Genomic DNA, 18,464 nt, shown 5'->3' with positions numbered 1-18,464 from the left:
CCGGATGACAGCACGAGACTCCGATGCCGCACGGCAAGTCGCGACTCCGGGGGAGGCGAACCCACACGGGCACGACCCCGATCCAGGTGGGCACTTCGGTTCCTACGGGGGTCGCTTCATGCCCGAGGCCCTGATAGCGGCACAGGACGAGCTGGCCGAGGAGTACGAGAAGGCTCGTAACGATCCGGAGTTCGTCGCCGAGCTCGAGCGACTGTTGCGTGACTACGCGGGCAGGCCCTCCCCGTTGACCGAGGTCGAACGCTTCGGGGCCCACGCGGGCGGTGCTCGGGTGTTCCTCAAGCGGGAGGACCTCAACCACACCGGATCCCACAAGATCAACAACGTGCTGGGCCAGGCCCTGCTGGTCAAGCGGATGGGCAAACGCCGCGTGATCGCCGAGACGGGCGCGGGCCAGCACGGCGTCGCCACCGCCACGGCCTGCGCGCTGCTCGACCTGGACTGTGTCGTGTACATGGGGGCCACCGACACCGAGCGGCAGGCCCTCAACGTGGCTCGGATGCGCCTGCTCGGAGCCGAGGTGCGTCCCGTCGACACCGGTTCGGCCACCCTCAAGGACGCGATCAACGAAGCGCTCCGCGACTGGGTGACCAACGTCGCGGACACGCACTACCTGCTCGGCACCGCTGCCGGCGCCCACCCGTTCCCTCTCCTGGTGCGCAACCTGCACCGGATCATCGGCGATGAGAGCAGGGAGCAGGTACTGCGCCACACCGGCAGGCTGCCCGACGCGGTGGTCGCCTGCGTGGGCGGGGGATCCAACGCGATCGGGATCTTCCACGGCTTCATCGACGACCCCGGCGTGCGCCTGGTGGGTATGGAGGCCGGGGGGCACGGCCTCGACAGTGGTGAACACGGTGCCGCGCTCACCAGCGGAACGCCCGGCACGCTGCACGGTGCCAGGTCCTATCTGTTGCAGGACGAGGACGGCCAGATCGCCGAGGCGTACTCGATATCCGCGGGGCTGGACTATCCCGGAGTGGGGCCCGAGCACGCCTGGCTGGCCGACACCGGGCGTGCGGAGTACCGCGCTGTCACCGATGACGAGGCGATGCACGCGTTCCGGCTGCTGTCCCGCACCGAGGGCATCATCCCGGCCATCGAGTCGGCGCACGCGTTGGCCGGGGCCCTCCGGCTGGGCGAGGAACTCGGCCCGGAGGCCGTGCTCGTGGTCAACCTTTCCGGGCGGGGTGACAAGGACATGGACACTGCCGCGCAGTACTTCGGTCTCGTGCCCGAGGCCGGGATCACGGGAGAGGATCAGCGGTGAGTCTGCACGAGGTATTCCGCGAGCGCGCGGCACAGCGAAGCGCGGCCCTGATCGGTTATCTGCCCGCGGGGTTTCCCACCGTCCCGGACAGCGTCGAATTGTTCCGCGCCATGGTGCGCGGTGCCGGTGACACCCCCGGCTGTGACGTCGTCGAAATCGGTATTCCCTATTCGGATCCCGTCATGGACGGCCCCACCATCCAGGCAGCCAGTGGTGAAGCCCTGCGCAACGGGTTCCGGGTACGCCAGTTGTTCGACATCGTCTCCGCGGTCGCCGAGACGGGAGCCGCTCCGGTGGTGATGACCTACTGGAATCCGGTACACCGCTACGGACCCGACGCCTTCGCACGGGACCTCGCGGCCGCGGGCGGACTCGGTGTGATCACTCCGGACCTGGTGCCCGACGAGGCCGATGAGTGGTTGGCCGCGGCGCGGCAGCACCGGCTCGACCGGATCTTCCTGGTCGCGCCCTCCTCCACCGAACGCAGGCTGGCGATGACCGCCGGAGCCGGTTCGGGTTTCCTGTACGCCGCCTCCGTAATGGGGGTCACGGGTGCGCGTGACTCGGTCTCCGGTTCCGCCCGGGAGCTCGTGCGGCGCACCCGCGCGCACACCGAGCTGCCGGTCGGCGTGGGGCTGGGGGTGCGCACCGCCGAGCACGCCGCCGAGGTGGCGGAGTTCGCCGACGGTGTGATCGTCGGCTCCGCCTTCCTCGACCGTGCCAGGCAGGCCGGCGCGGCCGGGGTCGCGGAGTTCGCGGCCGAACTCGGACGTGGTGTGCGGAAGGATTCCGCCCCGGTTCCGTGAGGGAAGCGATCGAGGAGCCAGTGGCGGTCCTCGTCCCGCCGCCCGTTACGGTGGTCGCGTGACTGGCGCGCTATCCGCCTCGGCGACCACCTATCTGGCCAACATACCCAGCCCACCCCAGGGCGTGTGGTACGTCGGGCCGATTCCCATTCGTGCTTACGCCCTGTGCATCATCGCGGGGATCGTCCTCGCGATCCTCTGGGCGGAGCGGCGATGGGTCGCCCGAGGCGGGCGGAAGGGCGCTGTCACCGACATCGCGGTCTTCGCCGTCCCGTTCGGCCTGGTCGGCGGCAGGCTCTACCACGTGATCACCGATTACTGGCGCTACTTCGGCCCGGACAGTCCCAATCCGTGGTGGGACGTCTTCAAGATCTGGCAGGGCGGTCTCGGCATCTGGGGAGCCGTGGCGCTGGGCGCGGTCGGGGCCTGGATCGGTTGCAGGAGGCGAGGCGTGCCCCTGCCCGCCTTCGCCGACGCCGTCGCCCCGGGCCTGGTGGTCGCGCAGGCGATCGGCAGGCTGGGCAACTACTTCAACCAAGAGCTCTACGGCGGACCGACCGACCTGCCGTGGGGGCTGGAGATATACCAACGCGAGCCGAATCCGGTGACCGGTGTGGCGGTCAGCGACGTTCCCGTCGAAGTGGTGCACCCGACCTTCCTCTACGAGCTGGTGTGGAACCTGTTGGTCGCGCTGCTGCTCGTCTGGGCCGACCGCAGGTTCCGGCTGGGGCACGGCAGGGTGTTCGCGCTGTACGTGGCCGGGTACACGGCGGGCCGGTTCTGGATCGAGATGATGCGCACCGATCCGGCTTCCACACCGTTCGATCTCGGCATCCGGGTCAACGTCTATGTATCGGCGCTGGTCTTCCTCGGGGCGGTCGTCTACCTGCTGCTGGTCCGGCGTTCCAGGGAGGAACCCGAACGGTTGCTGGGCAAGCCGTTACCCGGAGACCCGGACTACGGCGTGACCCCTCCCGACACGCCCGCCGACGTGACGACATCGCCGGACGACTCCCGGAAAAGCCCCGAGGAGCGGCAGCCCGGTTCCGGAGGGGATTCCGAAACCTCCGAGAACGCGCGGCGGCCGGGTGATCCCGGAAGCGGCGACGAAGGGCGACGTTAGCGGTGACTCGCGCGGCCGCCGTGCCGGAACCGGGGCCGAGGGGTGACGCGTGTGGCCCGACGGGGGCGCCCCCGTCATCATCCCGTCACCTCTCCATCGGACAGTCACTCTTCCCGAGGGCGGTGTCTCGAATCCCGCACGGGCGTTACGGTCGGTGAGCCGTCCGGTGACGGCAGAATCGAGACCCGCGCCGCGTAGTGCCGTCGCAGTACCTCGGTGGTCAACACTTCCCCCGGAGCGCCCTCGGCGCTCACCCTGCCGTGGTCGAGCAGCAGCAGTCGTTCGGCGTACTGCCCCGCCATGGTCAGGTCGTGCAGGGTGGTCACCACGGTGGTGCCGCGCTCGTGGCGCAGTTCGTCCACCAGGTCCAGCAACGCCTGTGCGTGTCCCACGTCCAGCCCGGTGGTGGGTTCGTCGAGCAGCAGCACCCCGGTGCGTTGTGCCAGGGCGCGTGCCAGGACCGCGCGCTGGCGCTCGCCACCGGAGAGCTCGGCCAGCGTTCGCTCCGCGAGATCGAGCAGGTCGAGCCGTTCCAGCACCTCCACGACTATGTCGAGATCCCTGGTGCTCTCCCGTCCCAGCAGGCCGGTGTAGGGCGTACGCCCCAGGAGCACGTAGTCGGTGACGGTCATGCCGACCGGTAGCTGCGGCAGCTGCGGGGCGTATCCGAGTAGTTTCGCCCGCTCGCGCTGTCGGAGCCCGCTGACGCGGCGACCGTCCACCGCCACGGTTCCGCCGTGGTGCACCAGTCCGAGCATCGCCTTGAGCAGCGTGGACTTGCCGGAACCGTTCGGTCCGATCACACCGAGCCAACCGCCCTCACCGATCGCTGCCGAGATGTCCGACAGTACGGGGCTACCGCGGTATCCCGCGCTCAGCCCGTCGAGTTCCACGACGCTCATCGCTCTCCTGGCTCGGGTCATCGTCGTCGGCTGGTGTGCAGCAACAGCGCGAAGAAGGGCGCGCCGGTGAACGCGGTGATCACCCCGATCGGCAGTTCGGCGGGGGCCATGACCGTCCGCGCCAGCATGTCCGCCCCGACTAGGAAGGCCCCGCCGAACAGCAGGGACACCGGTACGATCACCCGGTAACTGCCACCGAGGGCCAGCCGTACCAGATGCGGAACGACCAACCCCACGAAACCGATCAGCCCGGCCACCGACACCGCTGAGGCGGTGGCCAACGAAGCGGCCACCAGGATCAGGGCGCGTACTCTGCCCGGTCGCACTCCCAACGCAGCTGCTTCCTCGTCGCCTGTGCCCAGCAGGTCCAGTAACCGCCCGCAGGCGCACAGCACCACCGTGGCCAGGCACAACCCGGGCAGTACCGTCAGCACCTCGTGCCATCCGCTGGTGCTCAACCTGCCCAGCAGCCACATGTAGACCCGTTGCAGCGATTCCACGCGCAGCTGTTGCACGAAGGTCTGCGCGGCGGTGAGAAACGCACTCACCGCCACGCCCGCCAGTACCAGCGTGGCCGTGTCCGGGCCGGCCGAACGTCCGATCAACCAGGTCAACCCGACCCCGCCCAGCGCCCCGAGGAACGCGGCCACCTGCGCCAGACCGGTACTGCCGAGGGTTACCTGCGGGACCGCCGTCACCACGATGGTCACGCTCAGCCCCGCTCCGCTGGCCGCTCCCAGCAAATAGGGATCGGCCAGCGGATTGCGGAACACGCCCTGGAAGGCCGCTCCGGAGACGGCCAGGGCGGCTCCGACGAGTACGGCCAGCACCACTCGAGGCACGCGCAACTGCCACAGTATCGCCGCCTCACGCTCGGACAGCGGCGAGACACCACCGGTAAGTTGGGCGCCGAGTTCGGCGAGTACCCGTTGCCATCCCAGCTCCGCGGCTCCGGTCAGTATCGAGACCAGCACCAGCACGGCGAGCGCCGCGAGACCGAGCAGCAGGTGACTCGGCCGCAGCGTGCTGCCACGCGGTCGTCCGGGCCGCTGCGAAGAGCTCGCGGAAGCTCCGATCGTGCCTGCGGGCAGGGTTCGCGAATCGCGCATCGGAGGAGAGTCAGCCCTGCCTGGTGCTGTCGATCGCTTCACTGATCGAGCGGGCGAGTTCCACCACGCGCGGTCCCCACCTGCTGGCCACGTCCTCGTTCAACTCGTAGACGTGTCCCTGCTTCACCGCCGTCATCGTCTGCCAGCCGGGCCGCTCGGCCACAGCTTCCTCGGTCACGCCGGCCGTCCCGGTGTCGGCGAGAAAGATCATGTCCGGATCCGCCCGCAGAATCCTCTCCTCGGACAGCTGGGGGAACTTGCCCCCGGCGGAGTCGGCGATGTTGTCCAGCCCGAACTTCTCGTAGACGCTGCCCACGAAACTCTTCGAGGTCGCCGTGAAGTAATCGGGGCCGACCTCGTGATAGTAGGTCAGCGGCTGTTCGAGTTCGGGGGCCTCTCGCACCAGTTTGTCGATCTCGGAACGAACCCGCCGTACCGCGTCGGCGGCCTCCTCGTCGTGCCCGGTGGCGCGTCCGAGCGCCTTCATCTGTCGGTAGGCGGCCGAGAGATCCTTCGCCGAGGGAGTCAGCAGTACCGGGATGTCGAGCTCACGTAGCCCCTTGGCCAGTTCACCGGCACTGCCCGCCTGTGCGATCACGAGATCGGGGCGGTAGTCCGAGACGGTGCCTGCTCCGACGTTCAGCGCGGAGATCTCCTTGCGCGGCGCCCGTTCGGGGTAGGTGGAGTACTTGTCCACGGCCACCACTCGGTTGCCCGCTCCGATCGCGTAGAGCACCTCGGTAGCGGTGGGGCTCAACGAGACGATGCGCTTCGGCTGCTCGGGCAGCGTCACCGGCTCCTGCCCCGAAAGCTTTACGCGTACCGGAAACGCCGAAGCCGGATCGTTGCCCTGCTGGACCGGTTCTTCGGAGGCCGGGCGCTGCGCACACGAGGCGATCCCCGTCAGAAGAGCCACCAGGGCGAGCAGCAGGGGCATCCCGCGGCGGAATCCGGTTGTCCGACTCATGATGTCCTCGGTTTCGGTCGGTGCCCCGTGGCGCCCGCCGGGTGGGCGACGCCGCGTTTCTGCACCGGGAACGGCTGTCGTCGATGTCGTGTCGAGATACTCCCGCAGGGCCCTACGCGTCCCGTTCGGAGGCGCACGGTCGCCGTGGACGTAGTGCACTCACAGCGGATTACGCTCGTACGACATCACGAAAGCCGCGCCCTTGTGTTCGGGCGTGGCTTCCTGAACAGGAAAGATACCATTTCGCTCCTGGCGGGGGCAGTATCGTCCGTTGCGTGCCGTCCCGGGGATCACCCGAGTCCGTTGTGCGAACCGCCGAAATGCCGTAGCGGCCCGCCACTCTTCGAGCGCTCCGATCGACCGTGGATCGATTTCATCGACTCGCCGAAACCGGAACCACGAGCGGCGGTTCAGCTTTCGGGGGGGTCCAACGGGGTGGGTAGGTCGCCGTGATGTACGACACTGAGCCTGGTCGTGGTTCGGGTGAGCGCCACGTAGATGTCACTGATCCCCCGGGGAGACTGCTCGAGGATGCCCGCGGGGTCAGCCACGATCACGCTGTCGAACTCCAGTCCCTTGGCCTGATCGACGCTGAGGACCATCACCGGCGCTTCCAGACCCTCCGGCCGCGGCCCCACCGCGGCCCGGGGGATCAGTGCGGCGACCTCGTCCCCGAACTCCTCCCGACGCTCGGGCGGGCAGAGTACCGCTACGTGGCCGCCGTCGACGGCTTCGAGTTCCTCGGCGGCCAGTCGCGCGGTCCGCGCGGCACCTTCTTCCTTCGGAGTCCGCACCAGGGACGGCTCGATGCCCGTGCTGCGCACCGAGGTCGGCACGGACAGATCCACGTCCATCTCGGCGAGCAACGGGGTCGCCATCGACATGATCTCGCTCGGCGTCCGGTAGTTGACGGTGAGCTCCTCCAGGCGCCACCGACGCGCCACGTACGGTCCGAGCACGTCGTGCCAGGACGAGGCGCCCGCCGCTGAACCGGTCTGGGCGATGTCACCCACCACGGTCATCGAGCGGCTCGGGCAGCGTCGCATGATCACTCGCCACGCCATCGCCGACAGTTCCTGCGCCTCGTCGACGATCACGTGCCCGAAGGTCCAGGTGCGGTCCCCGGCCGCTCGTTCCGCCGCTGTGAGCTCGCTGTTGGTGCGATTGCGCTCCGCGAGCAGGTCGGCGTCGAGTACGTCGGAGACCCGTAGCCGTTCGGGATCCATGATCTCCTCATCCTGCTCCATGATGTGCAGCACGCCCTCGGCGTAGGCGAGTTCCTCCCGCTCCTGCCGCAGCTGTGCCTGCTGCTGCTCCGAGTCGTCCTCCCCCAGCAGCTCCGCCAGCTCGTCGAGCAGTGGAGCGTCGGCGGGTGTCCACTCCGAGCCCGGTTCCCGCAGCATCGCCCGGCGTTGTGACTCGTCGAAGTACCTGCGTGCTGCCTTCTTCATGCGTTCCGGCGAGCTCAACAGCTCGTCCAGCAGGGTGGTGGGTTCGATCTCCGGCCACAACTGTTCGAGCACCTCGCACACCTGACTGTCCGCCCGTAGCTCCGCCGCGATGTCGTCGATGTCGCGCTGGTCGAGCAGATCCCGCCCCAACCGGTCGGCCACCTGTAGCGCCAGTGCCGAGAACATCTCGCGCCGGAAGATCTTCCTGGCCTCGTTGTGCGGTTTGCGCGCTCGCCGGGCCTTGGTGCGTGCCTGGCTGCAGGTGGTTTTGTCGATGTGGAGCGGCTCGCGGTCGAAAGTCACCTCGATGTACTTGCGCGGTACCTGCTGGCGGTCCCGCACGGCGTTGTTGAGCACCGAGACCATTTCCGTACGCCCCTTGAGCTCGGCGGCGGTGGCCGTCTCCGTCGCTGTGGCCACCACACCCGGATACAGCTCTCCGACGGTGGACAGCAGCACACCGGTCTCGCCGAGGGAGGGCAGCACCTGGCCGATGTAGCGCAGGAAGGTCTTGTTGGGGCCCACCACCAGCACCCCGCGCTTGGTCAGCTGCTGCCGGTAGGTGTAGAGCAGATACGCGGCTCGATGCAGTGCCACCGCCGTCTTGCCGGTGCCGGGGCCGCCCTGCACCACCAGAACGCCGTTCATGCCGCTGCGGATGATGTTGTCCTGCTCGGCCTGGATGGTCGCGACGATGTCGCCCATCTGGCCGGTACGGCGTTCGTCCAGCGCCGCCAGCAGCGTCGCCTCGCCCGCCAGCCCCAGGTGGCTGCCCTGTTCGGCGGAATCCAGATCGAGAACCTCGTCCTCCAGATCCGTGACCGTGCGCCTGGTGGTGCGGATGTGCCTCCGCTTTATCACCCCGTCACGGGAGGCCGCAGTGGCCAGGTAGAACGGCCGTGCGGCCGGAGCGCGCCAGTCGATCAGCAACGGCGCGTACTCGTTCTCCTCGTCGAACAGGCCGAGCCTGCCGATGTGGAACCGCTCTTCGCTGTCCAGGTCGAGTCTGCCGAAGCACAGCCCGTTCTCCACCGCACTGAGCTGCGAGAGCTTGTCGATGTGCATCTTGGTGGAAATGTCACGCTCGGTACGTGCCTGCGGAGTGCCACCGGTCTCCCGCAGCGTCTCGGCGAGACGTTTGCTGTTGTACCGCCGCAGTTCGTCGAGCTTGTCGTAGAGCATCGAGACGTACCGCTGCTCGGCGGCGACGCTGTCGGCGTGGTCAAGTTCCCGATCGGCTCGGGTTTCGGACACGACTCCACCTCGTGCGGTCATGCGCGTTGGAACAGGACGGGCGTGGGCTCCCGGGCGCTGCGGTGTGCTTCGCGACACCGCGCCTCGCCAACAGGCCCGACGAACGAGTGTACCCCGGAAACGACACGACCATCGGGTGCAGTTGATCGTGGAGTGTGCCCACCGTCGGCGCCGTTCCCGTCACCTCCGTTCCGGTGCAGGAGGAGACGGGCGGATATTCTCGTCGCCTGGAATGTGGACGTGCCATACCCGTGTCCGGCACTGTCGTTTTCCGGCGAACCCCGAGTGGGAGGCGCCGAAAGTGGTGGGCGGGGCACGCGTGGCTGTGAACGGAGCCGGCATGAGCGGAGGACTGCACGGGGAGATCGTCGAGATACTGGGGAGGGAGATCAGTGCGGGCGTTCATCCTCCGGGCAGCGTGTTGCGTGGCGAGGATCTCGAACAGCGTTTCGGAATCTCGCGCACCGTGGTGCGCGAAGTGGTGCGTACATTGGCTTCGATCCGTCTCGTGGTGGGGCGGCAGCGTGTGGGCATCGTGGTTCGGCCCCGCGAGGAGTGGAACACCTTCGACCCCACGCTGATCCGCTGGTTGTTGGAAACCGACCGCGCCAACCAGGTCAAGACGCTCGTCGAACTGCGTACGGCTGTGGAGCCGGTGGCTGCCGGTGCGGCCGCCCAACGCGCTCACGCCGAGGACGTGACCGAACTGATTCGCACGGTTGAGCGGATGAACGAACTGGCCGAGGCGGGGGACCTGGAAGGTTTCCTGGAGGCCGATGTCGCCTTTCACTCACTGGTGCTACGGGCTTCCGGCAACGAGATGTTCGCGCAGCTGCACGAAGTCGTACGGGAAGTGCTGCGATGGCGCACCGAGCAGGGGCTGATGCCCGCGCATCCCGAACCGCTGGCCGTCGGTCTGCACGGCGAGATCGCACGGTGCATCGAGGAGGGACGGTACGGCCGGGCGGAAACGGCCATGCGGGAACTGGTCGCCGAGGCGCTGCACGGCACGCTCAGGTTCCTGGAATCCACCGAAGGGAAGTGAGTGAGCGCTGGTCGATCGAGCACAGGGTCGCGAAGCTCCCTCTACTCCCCCTGTTCGGAACGCATTCCGGCGACCCATCCCGCGATCTGGGCCCGGGAGGTGAAATCCAGCTTGGTCAGGATGTGCTGCACGTGCCCTTCCACGGTGCGCAGTGCGATGACCAGTTGTTCGGCGATCTCCTTGTTGGTGCGCCCCTGGGCCACCAGCCGGGCGATCTCCCGTTCCCGGCTGGTCAGCGGCATCGGGTGTACGTTCTCCCGCTGTGTTTCCCGGGAGCGCTGTTTGACCTCCAGTGCGAAGTCGAGCGCCGTGTCGTGCTGCCAGTGGTACCCCCTGTCGAAGGATTCGCTGTAGGTCTCGTCGCCCAGTGCCTCCCTGGTGGCGACCAGCTGGGCACGGTGCTGCTCGGCGAAATCGGCGTAGAGGTTCGGGGTGGAGTGAGCGGATTCCCAGGCTCCTCCCGCCGCGCCGAACAACCTGGCCGCGCGTTTGTCGTTGCCCCGTAGGTGCGCGACCCAGGCCAGCGTGTCCAGGCTGAACGCGATCGCGAGCCGATTGTCCAGTCGTCGCTGCAGGTTCAGCGCTTCCTTCAACGCCGGTTCTGCCCTGTCGGGTTTGCCGGTGATCGTCTTGAGATAGCCGATCGCCCACAGCGTCCAGGAACGCCAGTACACCTCACCGCGTCCGGTGGTGATCGCCAACGCGTCGTCGAGCAGTTCCACCCCGTCCCGCTCGTGGCCGTTGACCGCGCGCGCCACCCCCAGTCCGATCAGTGTGAACAGTTCCCCCTCCTTCTCGGCCCCGCGCCGGAAGGCTTCCAGCGCGGTTTCGAGCAGCCTGATCGCCGAGTCCGGATCCCCGTCGAACAGGGCGACCATCCCGTAGGTTCGCGTCAGGTGGGCACGTTCCAGCGGTGCGTCGTGCCCCTCGAGCGTGGCGGCCGCGGTGTCCAGTGAGCGGCGTGCTCCGGACACGTCGCCGTGCAGCAGGGTGAACCAGGCGCTGGAGGCCAACGCGGCGGCCCGTTCGCGGGGCGCCTGCCGCGTCCCGGTCAGTGCCAGTGTGCGATCCAGCCAGTAGCGGGCCTCGGAGTGCGCCCCCCGCAGTTGCCAGTAACGTCCCAGCGTGGTGGCCAGTCGTAGTGCGACGGCTGGCCCGTGGGGTACGGAGGTTCGTTCGTCCGCGCTCTGCTCCTCGGAACTCTCCCCGCCGTGTTCGGTCATCGAACGCAGCGCCGCTCGCAGGTTCGCCTGCTCCAGGCGCAGCCGTCGTACCCACTCGACCTGCTCGGCCCCCAACCATTCCGTGGCGAAGCGCCATACCGTGCTGACGTACCACTGGCGGTGCCGCGCCTCGGCCTCGGACCGGTCACCGGCTGCCCACAGTTTTTCGAGGCCGTACTCGCGAAGCGTGTGCGGCAGCACGAAGCGGCTGGGCCCGTCGTCCGACTCGCGCAGCAGGATCGACTTGTCCACCAGAGCGTGCACCAGCGAGGCCGCCCTGGATCGTTCCGCGGTGCCGTCGATCACGTACTCCGCGGCTTCCAGGTCGAAACTGCCCGAGAACACCGATACGTGTGCCCATGCCCTGCGTTCGGGCTCGGTGCACAGATCGTAGCTCCAGTCGATCAGTGCCCGCAGCGTTTGCTGTCGCTGCGGCGCACCGGTGCGGCCCCCGCTGAGCAGTTCGTAGCGTTCGTCGAGTCGCTCCTCCAGCTGCCGCGGGGCCAGGGAGCGTAGTCGCACCACGGCCAGCTCTATCGCCAGCGGATTTCCGTCGAGCCGGTGGCACAACCGCATCAGCACCGGGGCGTTGTCCGAGGTGACCTCGAACTCCGGAATGACGGCACGGGCCCGGTCGAGGAACAGCCGTACCGCCGCGTACTGTTCGTACGCCTCCGAGGCGGGCAGTTGTTCCGGGTCGGGGGTTTGCAGCGGCGGCACGACCAGCGTGCTTTCCCCGGCCGCGCCGAGCGACTGCCTGCTGGTGGCCAGTACACGAAGCCCGGGGCACGAAGGGATCAACGTGTCCACGAGTTCGGCGCAGGCCTGTACCAGGTGTTCGCAGTTGTCCAGTACAAGGAGCGCTTCGCGCTCCCGGAAGTGTTCGACCAGGTTGTCGAGTTGGGTGCCCGTCGACGTTTCGGCGACGTTGAGCTGCTCGATCACGGCGGCCGCCACCAGGTCCGGATCGTGCAGCTCACCCAGTTCGACCTGCCAGGTCTTGTCCCGGAACGAACGGGTCATGTTGGCGGCGACCCGAAGCGCCAACCGGCTCTTGCCGATGCCGCCGGGGCCGGTCAGGGTCACAACCCTCGACTCGGCCAGCAGTCGTTTGGTGAGCGTGATCTCGCGACGCCTGCCGACGAAGCTCGTTACTTCTGCCGGGAGATTGCCGCCGGCAGCGCGTGAGCGGGCCCGTGCGGTGGAGTCCACACCGCCGAGAATACCTCCGCTCACTCCCTCGGACCGGTCTCGCTGTTCAGGGGTTGGGGGGTGACCTGGAGCGATGTTTACTCACACGAACGTGTGAGTTTTGGGAGTTCGTGCCGCGGGCGATCCGCCGGTACAGCACGACCAGCGCGTAACCCACGGCGATCCCGCACAGATCCGCGATCGTGTCCAGCGCGTCCGCGTCGCGGTGCACCGGCAGTAACCGCTGCAATGCTTCGGAGAGCGGTGCATAGCACACCAGGCACGGCAGCAGCAGTCGATGGTCGATCCGGGCCGCTCGGCCCGTCAGCGTCAACACCGCGAACAGCGCCAGATGTATTAGCTTGTCGGTGCCGCGCGGGGAGTCGGGAACCCCCGCAGGCGGAGTGAAAAGAATCACCAGGCTCGCCACGCAGCTCAGTGTGAACAACGCGCGGTGTGTACGGGGACTGAAAGGATCCAGCATGCGGCCTCTCGGATGTTGGTTGACCTCGACGGTGGCATACTGCGCGCGGGACTCGACGGACTAGGCTGTTGCACCGTGAGTCGACGAGCCAAAATCGTTTGTACTATGGGGCCGGCCACCGCCAGTCCGGAGAAGGTGGCCGAGCTCGTCAGCGCCGGCATGAATGTCGCTCGGCTGAACTTCAGCCACGGTAGCCACGACGATCACCGTCGGGTTTACGACATGGTGCGGGCCGAGACGGCCGAATCCGGACGTGCCGTGGGGATCCTGGGTGACCTGCAGGGGCCGAAGATCCGACTGGGAACCTTCGCCGAGGGTGAGGTCGAGTGGCGCACCGGCGAGGTCGTCCGGATCACTGTGGACGATGTGGTCGGTAACCACGACCGGGTCTCCACCACTTACGAGGGGTTGATCGGAGACGCGAAGGTCGGCGACCAGATCCTGGTGGACGACGGGAAGGTCGGGTTGACGGTCACGGCGGTCGAGGAAACCGACGTGGTCTGCGAGGTCGTCGAGGGCGGCCCCGTTTCCGATCACAAGGGGCTTTCGCTGCCGGGGATGGACGTCTCGGTTCCCGCCATGTCCGACAAGGACGTCGAGGACCTGGAGTTCGCGATGCGGATGGGCGTGGATTTCATCGCGCTCTCGTTCGTGCGTACTCCCGCCGACATCGACATCGTTCATCAGGTCATGGACCGGGTCGGGCACCGTGTGCCGGTGATCGCCAAGCTGGAGAAACCCGAGGCGGTGGACAACCTCGAGGCCATCGTGCTCGCCTTCGACGGCGTCATGGTCGCCAGGGGGGATCTCGGTGTCGAGCTGCCGCTGGAACACGTGCCGTTGGTGCAGAAGCGGGCGATCGGCATCGCCAGGGAGAACGCCAAACCGGTCATCGTGGCGACCCAGATGCTCGACTCCATGATCGGCAATCCCCGCCCGACCAGGGCCGAGGCCTCGGACGTCGCCAACGCCGTGCTGGACGGTACCGATGCCGTCATGCTTTCCGGTGAGACCAGCGTCGGGGAGTATCCCGTGGAGACGGTCGAAACCATGGCCCGCATCGTCGAGGCCGTGGAAGCCGGTTCCTCAGAGCCGCCGGAGCTGAGCCACGTGCCGCGGACCAAACGTGGTGTGATCTCCTACGCCGCCAGGGACATCGGCGAACGACTCAGCGCCAAGGCACTGGTTGCCTTCACCCAGTCCGGTGACACCGTTCGTCGGCTGGCGCGGTTGCACACCAGGTTGCCGCTGTTCGCGTTCACCCCCGAGGAGTCCGTGCGTAGTCAGCTCGCTCTCACTTGGGGGACGGAGACCTTCCTGGTGCCTAGTGTGGATACCACTGACCAGATGGTGCGCCAGGTGGATCAGGCGATGTTGTCGATCGGACGTTCCGACAGTGGCGACATGGTCGTCATCGTCGCGGGATCCCCGCCCGGAACCGTCGGATCGACCAACCTGATCCGGGTACACCGTCTCGGCGAGGAGGATCACGTCTGAGTTTTCCCGGTCGCGGCGGAACCGGATCCACGGTACGAATCGCCGTGCTCCGGCACTCCGCTGCGGGGGGAGGAGCGGCGTGTGCCAACACCGACACGAGGAGTCCGAAGTGACCCGAGCGGCACGAGCCGCTGCCGCCGATCCGGCGGGGACCGGCAGTCAGTCGTCCGTTCCGGTGGATGCCAGTGGTATGCCACACGGACAGCCGGTGCTGGATCGACTGGTGGCATTGCTCGACCTCGAGCCGATCGAGGAGAACATCTTTCGTGGCGTCAGCCCGGCGGAGTCCCCGGTCCGCGTGTTCGGGGGCCAGGTAGCGGGACAGGCCCTCGTCGCCGCGGGTAGAACCGTGCCCTCCGAGCGCCGGGTCCATTCGCTGCACGCCTATTTCCTGCGGCCGGGAGATCCGAGTGTCCCGATCGTCTACGAAGTGGATCGCACCCGGGACGGTCGCTCGTTCACCACCCGCCGCGTCATCGCGGTACAGCACGGCAAGACTATCTTCTCGTTGTCCGCTTCGTTCCAGGTCGAGGAACGGGGGATGGATCACGCGGAACCCATGCCGGAGGTCCCCTCCCCGGAGGAGCTGCCCACCTACGGTGAGCGTCTCGGCCTGCTGGCCGGTGAAGTGGGCGGCATGGCGAATCTGCCCCGGCCCATCGACATGCGGCACGTGACCGAACCGCCGTGGTTGAGCAGGCAGGACGGCCCCAGGGACGCGCGCAGCAGGGTGTGGATGCGGGCCGACGGCAGCCTTCCCGACGACGACCTGCTGCACGTCTGCCTGCTCGCGTATGCCTCCGACCTGACCCTGCTGGACTCGGTGCTGGCCAGACACGGCGTCTACTGGGGGGTGGACGAGGTCCACGGCGCCAGTCTCGACCACGCGATGTGGTTCCACCGGCGGTTCCGTGCCGACGAGTGGTTCCTCTACGACTGCAGCTCTCCCAGCGCCTCGGGAGCACGGGGGCTGGCCACCGGGAATTTCTTCTCGCGGGAGGGCTCACTGCTGGCCACGGTGGTGCAGGAAGGTCTGTTGCGCGTCGGTGACTGAGCGGACCGGGCACGAATTCCGTGCCCGGTTCCGGTACTCACCCGTGCCCGCCCGCGTGGCGGCGGCGGGTGCCTCGGAGGCACGCCACGAGCCGTTCCTTCCGTCCCCACCGTGCTTCCGACCGCCCGTGCCCTGCTTTCACGCGCCGTTCAGCCGCGGCGCCGCGCGGGCCGCGGTGGTCGTGGCGGTGTCAACGCGCGGGTGTGCACCTGCTCCAGCACCACCGAGGTGGTGAAGTGGCGTACCTCGGTACGTGCCGAGAGCTTGTCCACCAGGAAACTCTGCAGGTGAGCGCTGTCGGTCACCGCGAGGTGCAGCAGGAAGTCGGCCTGCCCACTCACGTGCAGCAGTGACCGTGTCTCGGGCTGGGCCATCACGAACTCGCGGAAGGACTCGACCACCGCCCGGGTGTGTGGACGCACGTTGATCGAGACCACCGCCTCCAGCGTGAGCCCGGTGGCCGCCGGATCCACGTCGATGTGCGACCCGGTGATCACGCCCTGTTCCCGAAGCCTGCGTACTCGCTGCAGGCAGCTCGAGGCGGCGAGGCCGATCCGTTCGGCCAACGTCCTATTGGCCAGGGTCGCGTCGTTCTGCAACTCCTCCAGGATTCGCCAATCCACCGAATCCAGTTCCGCTGAACTCGTCATAACCGAACTTTCTGTGCCGTAGCTGGATCGAACTCGAACGATTAACCCACTATAGCCCCAGCTTTCGAAGAATTGTCGGTTCGAGTGCGAGGAGTTCGCAGTGCACATCGCTTGGGGGTCGTTCCTGCTCGCCCTGCTGGTGATCATTCTGGTTCCGGGGCCCGACTTCGTGATGGTGACGCGTAGCGCCGCGACCGGGGCCCGCTGGGGATGGCTGGCCGCGGCGGGAGTGACCTGTGGGTTGCTGATTCACGCCACCGCGGCCACCGTCGGCCTCTCGGCCCTGGTGATCGCGTTCCCCGCGGCGTTGTTCGTGATCAAGGTGCTCGGTATCGGCTATCTGGTGCTGATGAGCGTTCGAATTCTGCGGCGAGCCGGCTCCACGGCCGTGGCGGGGGATGAGGCGGCTCCGACCTCGGGACGCGCCGTCTTCCTGCGTGGATTGCTGGTCGATGTGCTCAACCCGAAGGTGCTGCTCACCTTTCTCACGCTGCTGCCGCAGGCGATGGCTCCCGCCGGTGACCCCATGAAACAGGCGTTGCTGCTCAGTGCCGTCGCCGTCGCCTCGTTCGCGGCCTGGTGGCTCCTCGTCGTCCCCTCGGTGGGCTGGTTGTCGGCCTTCCTGGCCGTCCCCAGGCGCAAACGCGTCTTCGAGCGGTGCTGTGGAGGTGCGCTGCTGGTGATGGCGAGTTCGATAGCGCTGGCGTGAGCCCGCGACACGCCCGCGTTGACCACGGTGTCGACACGTGCTTGGTTGATCGGGATCATCATTCGTCCCGACCAGTGGTGACGAGTGCGAGCGGCCCGGAGGAGTGGCGGTGCGGCGTGTCCTGGCGTTGTTGACCGGTTTCGTGATGCTTTTCGCCGTGCCGGGGGCCGCGGATCCCGTGGTGCGGCACGAGAGACCCCCTCGATCTGAGGAGGAACTGCGTGCGGATCTGGATCAGATTCTCTCGGATCCTCGGTTGGCCGGTGCTTCGGTCGGAGTGGTGGTGCGCGATCCGGTGACCGACCGGATCCTCTACCGGCGGTCACCGGACCGACGGCTGATTCCCGCTTCCAACGCCAAGCTGTTCACCGCGGCCGCGGCACTCGAGGCGCTCGGTCCCGACTTCCGGTTCGACACCAGGGTGCTGGCCACCGGAGAACAGCAGGCGGGGGTGCTCTCCGGTGATCTCTACCTGCGCGGTGGTGGTGATCCGACGATGTCGGCCGGGGACTACCGTGCCCTCGCCGACCGGGTCGCCGAATCCGGTGTTCGGGTCGTTCGGGGGGATGTGCTGGCCGACGACTCCTACTTCGACGACCGCGCTCTTGCCAACGGTTGGATGGCTGTCGACGAACCCTACTACTACGCTGCCCCGATCTCGGCACTGACCGTCGCGCCGAACAGTGATTACGACGCGGGTACCGTGCTGGTTCGGCTGCGACCTACCCGGCCGGGAGAGCCGGTGCGGGTGAGTACCCGGCCGGCCACCGAAGCGGTCGAGATAGTGAACCGAGCCCGTACGCTCGCCGCGGACGCCACGGGAGGGTTTTCCGTCCGCCGCGCGCACGGCACCGACCGTGTGATCGTCAGCGGCGGAATATCGGCGGGATCCGGCACCGGGCGAGCCCTGAGCACTGTGGCTGATCCCACCACGTACGCGCTGGACGTCTTCCGGCACGCCCTCCGCGAACGTGGTGTCACCTTTCAGGGCTCCGGTGAGGATGAAACACCGGATCGGGCTCGGGTGATGGCCGAACACCGTTCGATGCCGCTACGGCGGTTGCTGGTGCCCTTCCTCAAACTCAGCAACAACGGTCACGCCGAGACACTGGTCAAGACCATGGGCAGGGTCCTACGAGGTGAGGGGAGCTGGCGGGCAGGCCTCGAGGTGCTCCGGAGCAGGCTGGACGAGCTGGGCATCGATCCCGCGAACTACCGGTTGGCGGACGGCTCGGGGTTGTCCACGCTGAACGCGGTCTCGCCCGCGCAGCTGACCGAGTTGCTCGACGCCGTCCGCGACCGACCGTGGTTCGAGGCCTGGAAGCGAGCACTACCGCTTGCCGGTGCGCCGGACCGGATGACCGGGGGGACTCTCGGTGGCCGGATGCGGGGTACCGCGGCCGAGGGCAACGTCTCGGCCAAGACCGGTTCGATGACGGGGGTCACCGCGCTGTCCGGCTACGTGCGTACCCGTACCGAGCGGCCGTTGGTGTTCTCCGTGGTGTTCAACGGGTTCCTGTCGGCACCGCCTCGTGGCCTGCAGGACGCCGTGGCGGTTCGGCTCGCCCGGCACGGCGCGGATTCCCCGGAGCCCGTACCGGGTCACGGTGAACGGGAGGGCCCCTCGAGTTCGGTCGTCGACATCCCGGCCACGCGTCCCGACGAGGCGATGTTCGAGTGCTCCTGGAGCAAGAGCTGTTGAAGGTAACGT

The 18,464-nt window shown here is 67.7% G+C and carries 15 protein-coding genes; 8 read left to right on the top strand and 7 right to left on the bottom strand.

From position 1 onward, the window contains the following. Positions 1-4: 4 nt before the first annotated feature. From trpB to lgt, 3 genes are read left to right on the top strand one after another with little or no spacing between them, the layout of a single operon-like run. Positions 5-1,288 carry a tryptophan synthase subunit beta gene (gene trpB / locus ACOQFL_RS06180; protein WP_435543119.1) on the top strand — a complete coding sequence of 428 codons (1,284 nt, stop codon included), beginning with the start codon at positions 5-7 and terminating at the stop codon, positions 1,286-1,288. Beyond that, positions 1,285-2,094 carry a tryptophan synthase subunit alpha gene (gene trpA / locus ACOQFL_RS06175; RefSeq protein ID WP_435543118.1) on the top strand — a complete coding sequence of 270 codons (810 nt, stop codon included), beginning with the start codon at positions 1,285-1,287 and terminating at the stop codon, positions 2,092-2,094. Before trpB ends, trpA begins: the two co-directional genes overlap by 4 nt. Positions 2,095-2,152: 58 nt before the next feature. Beyond that, positions 2,153-3,217 (top strand): prolipoprotein diacylglyceryl transferase, encoded by a 1,065-nt coding sequence (gene lgt / locus ACOQFL_RS06170; protein ID WP_435543117.1) that lies wholly within the window; start codon positions 2,153-2,155, stop codon positions 3,215-3,217. 104 nt (positions 3,218-3,321) lie between these two features. On the opposite strand, the gene ACOQFL_RS06165 is transcribed toward lgt, so the two are convergent. From ACOQFL_RS06165 to ACOQFL_RS06150, 4 genes are all read right to left on the bottom strand, one after another. Then, the gene (locus tag ACOQFL_RS06165; RefSeq protein ID WP_435543116.1) at positions 3,322-4,119 is read right to left on the bottom strand and encodes an ABC transporter ATP-binding protein; all 798 of its coding nucleotides are present in this window, start codon (positions 4,117-4,119) and stop codon (positions 3,322-3,324) included. A 17-nt stretch (positions 4,120-4,136) separates the two neighbouring features. Next, a complete protein-coding gene (locus ACOQFL_RS06160) occupies positions 4,137-5,228 on the bottom strand; it encodes a FecCD family ABC transporter permease (protein ID WP_435543115.1) in 1,092 nt (363 codons plus the stop codon). Positions 5,229-5,238: 10 nt separating this feature from the next. Beyond that, a complete protein-coding gene (locus ACOQFL_RS06155; RefSeq protein ID WP_435543114.1) occupies positions 5,239-6,195 on the bottom strand; it encodes an ABC transporter substrate-binding protein in 957 nt (318 codons plus the stop codon). 410 nt (positions 6,196-6,605) lie between these two features. Further along, positions 6,606-8,900, bottom strand: coding sequence for a HelD family protein (locus tag ACOQFL_RS06150; protein ID WP_435543113.1), 2,295 nt, complete (start codon positions 8,898-8,900; stop codon positions 6,606-6,608). Between the two features lie 340 nt (positions 8,901-9,240). Between ACOQFL_RS06150 and ACOQFL_RS06145 the strand changes: the two genes are divergently transcribed. Next, a complete protein-coding gene (locus ACOQFL_RS06145) occupies positions 9,241-9,945 on the top strand; it encodes a FadR/GntR family transcriptional regulator (protein WP_435543112.1) in 705 nt (234 codons plus the stop codon). A 41-nt stretch (positions 9,946-9,986) separates the two neighbouring features. Here ACOQFL_RS06145 and ACOQFL_RS06140 read toward each other — a convergent pair whose 3' ends face one another. Together ACOQFL_RS06140 and ACOQFL_RS06135 are read right to left on the bottom strand one after the other, a co-directional pair. After that, complete coding sequence (locus tag ACOQFL_RS06140) at positions 9,987-12,380, bottom strand: ATP-binding protein (RefSeq protein WP_435543111.1); 2,394 nt, start codon at positions 12,378-12,380, stop codon at positions 9,987-9,989. 46 nt (positions 12,381-12,426) lie between these two features. Continuing rightward, entirely contained in the window at positions 12,427-12,807 is a 381-nt protein-coding gene (locus ACOQFL_RS06135; protein WP_435543110.1) for a hypothetical protein, read from the bottom strand. Positions 12,808-12,918: 111 nt separating this feature from the next. Here ACOQFL_RS06135 and pyk point away from each other — a divergent pair, with 111 nt between their 5' ends. Continuing rightward, on the top strand, positions 12,919-14,340 hold the full coding sequence (gene pyk / locus ACOQFL_RS06130; RefSeq protein WP_435543109.1) for a pyruvate kinase: 1,422 nt from the start codon (positions 12,919-12,921) through the stop codon (positions 14,338-14,340). A gap of 109 nt (positions 14,341-14,449) precedes the next feature. Continuing rightward, entirely contained in the window at positions 14,450-15,394 is a 945-nt protein-coding gene (tesB, locus tag ACOQFL_RS06125) for an acyl-CoA thioesterase II (RefSeq protein WP_435543108.1), read from the top strand. Positions 15,395-15,543: 149 nt separating this feature from the next. On the opposite strand, the gene ACOQFL_RS06120 is transcribed toward tesB, so the two are convergent. After that, a complete protein-coding gene (locus ACOQFL_RS06120; RefSeq protein ID WP_092977519.1) occupies positions 15,544-16,044 on the bottom strand; it encodes an Lrp/AsnC family transcriptional regulator in 501 nt (166 codons plus the stop codon). A gap of 100 nt (positions 16,045-16,144) precedes the next feature. Between ACOQFL_RS06120 and ACOQFL_RS06115 the strand changes: the two genes are divergently transcribed. Both ACOQFL_RS06115 and dacB read left to right on the top strand, forming a co-directional pair. Next, a complete protein-coding gene (locus tag ACOQFL_RS06115; RefSeq protein WP_435543107.1) occupies positions 16,145-16,753 on the top strand; it encodes a LysE family translocator in 609 nt (202 codons plus the stop codon). A gap of 109 nt (positions 16,754-16,862) precedes the next feature. Next, positions 16,863-18,455, top strand: coding sequence for a D-alanyl-D-alanine carboxypeptidase/D-alanyl-D-alanine endopeptidase (gene dacB / locus ACOQFL_RS06110; protein WP_435543106.1), 1,593 nt, complete (start codon positions 16,863-16,865; stop codon positions 18,453-18,455). The last annotated feature ends 9 nt before the right edge of the window (positions 18,456-18,464 follow it).

Source organism: Actinopolyspora sabaoui, from assembly GCF_051225635.1.
In the GTDB taxonomy this organism is placed as follows: Bacteria; Actinomycetota; Actinomycetes; order Mycobacteriales; family Pseudonocardiaceae; genus Actinopolyspora.
This window is presented reverse-complemented; position numbering and strand designations above follow the sequence as displayed.

What these genes read in the sequence shown, in the direction of transcription:
- ACOQFL_RS06155 (WP_435543114.1), bottom strand. Translation starts at nt 6,195, where the DNA reads ATGAGTCGGACAACCGGATTCCGCCGCGGGATGCCCCTGCTGCTCGCC.
- ACOQFL_RS06120 (WP_092977519.1), bottom strand. Translation starts at nt 16,044, where the DNA reads ATGACGAGTTCAGCGGAACTGGATTCGGTGGATTGGCGAATCCTGGAG.
- ACOQFL_RS06145 (WP_435543112.1), top strand. Translation starts at nt 9,241, where the DNA reads ATGAGCGGAGGACTGCACGGGGAGATCGTCGAGATACTGGGGAGGGAG.
- trpB (WP_435543119.1), top strand. Translation starts at nt 5, where the DNA reads ATGACAGCACGAGACTCCGATGCCGCACGGCAAGTCGCGACTCCGGGG.
- ACOQFL_RS06165 (WP_435543116.1), bottom strand. Translation starts at nt 4,119, where the DNA reads ATGAGCGTCGTGGAACTCGACGGGCTGAGCGCGGGATACCGCGGTAGC.
- ACOQFL_RS06160 (WP_435543115.1), bottom strand. Translation starts at nt 5,228, where the DNA reads ATGCGCGATTCGCGAACCCTGCCCGCAGGCACGATCGGAGCTTCCGCG.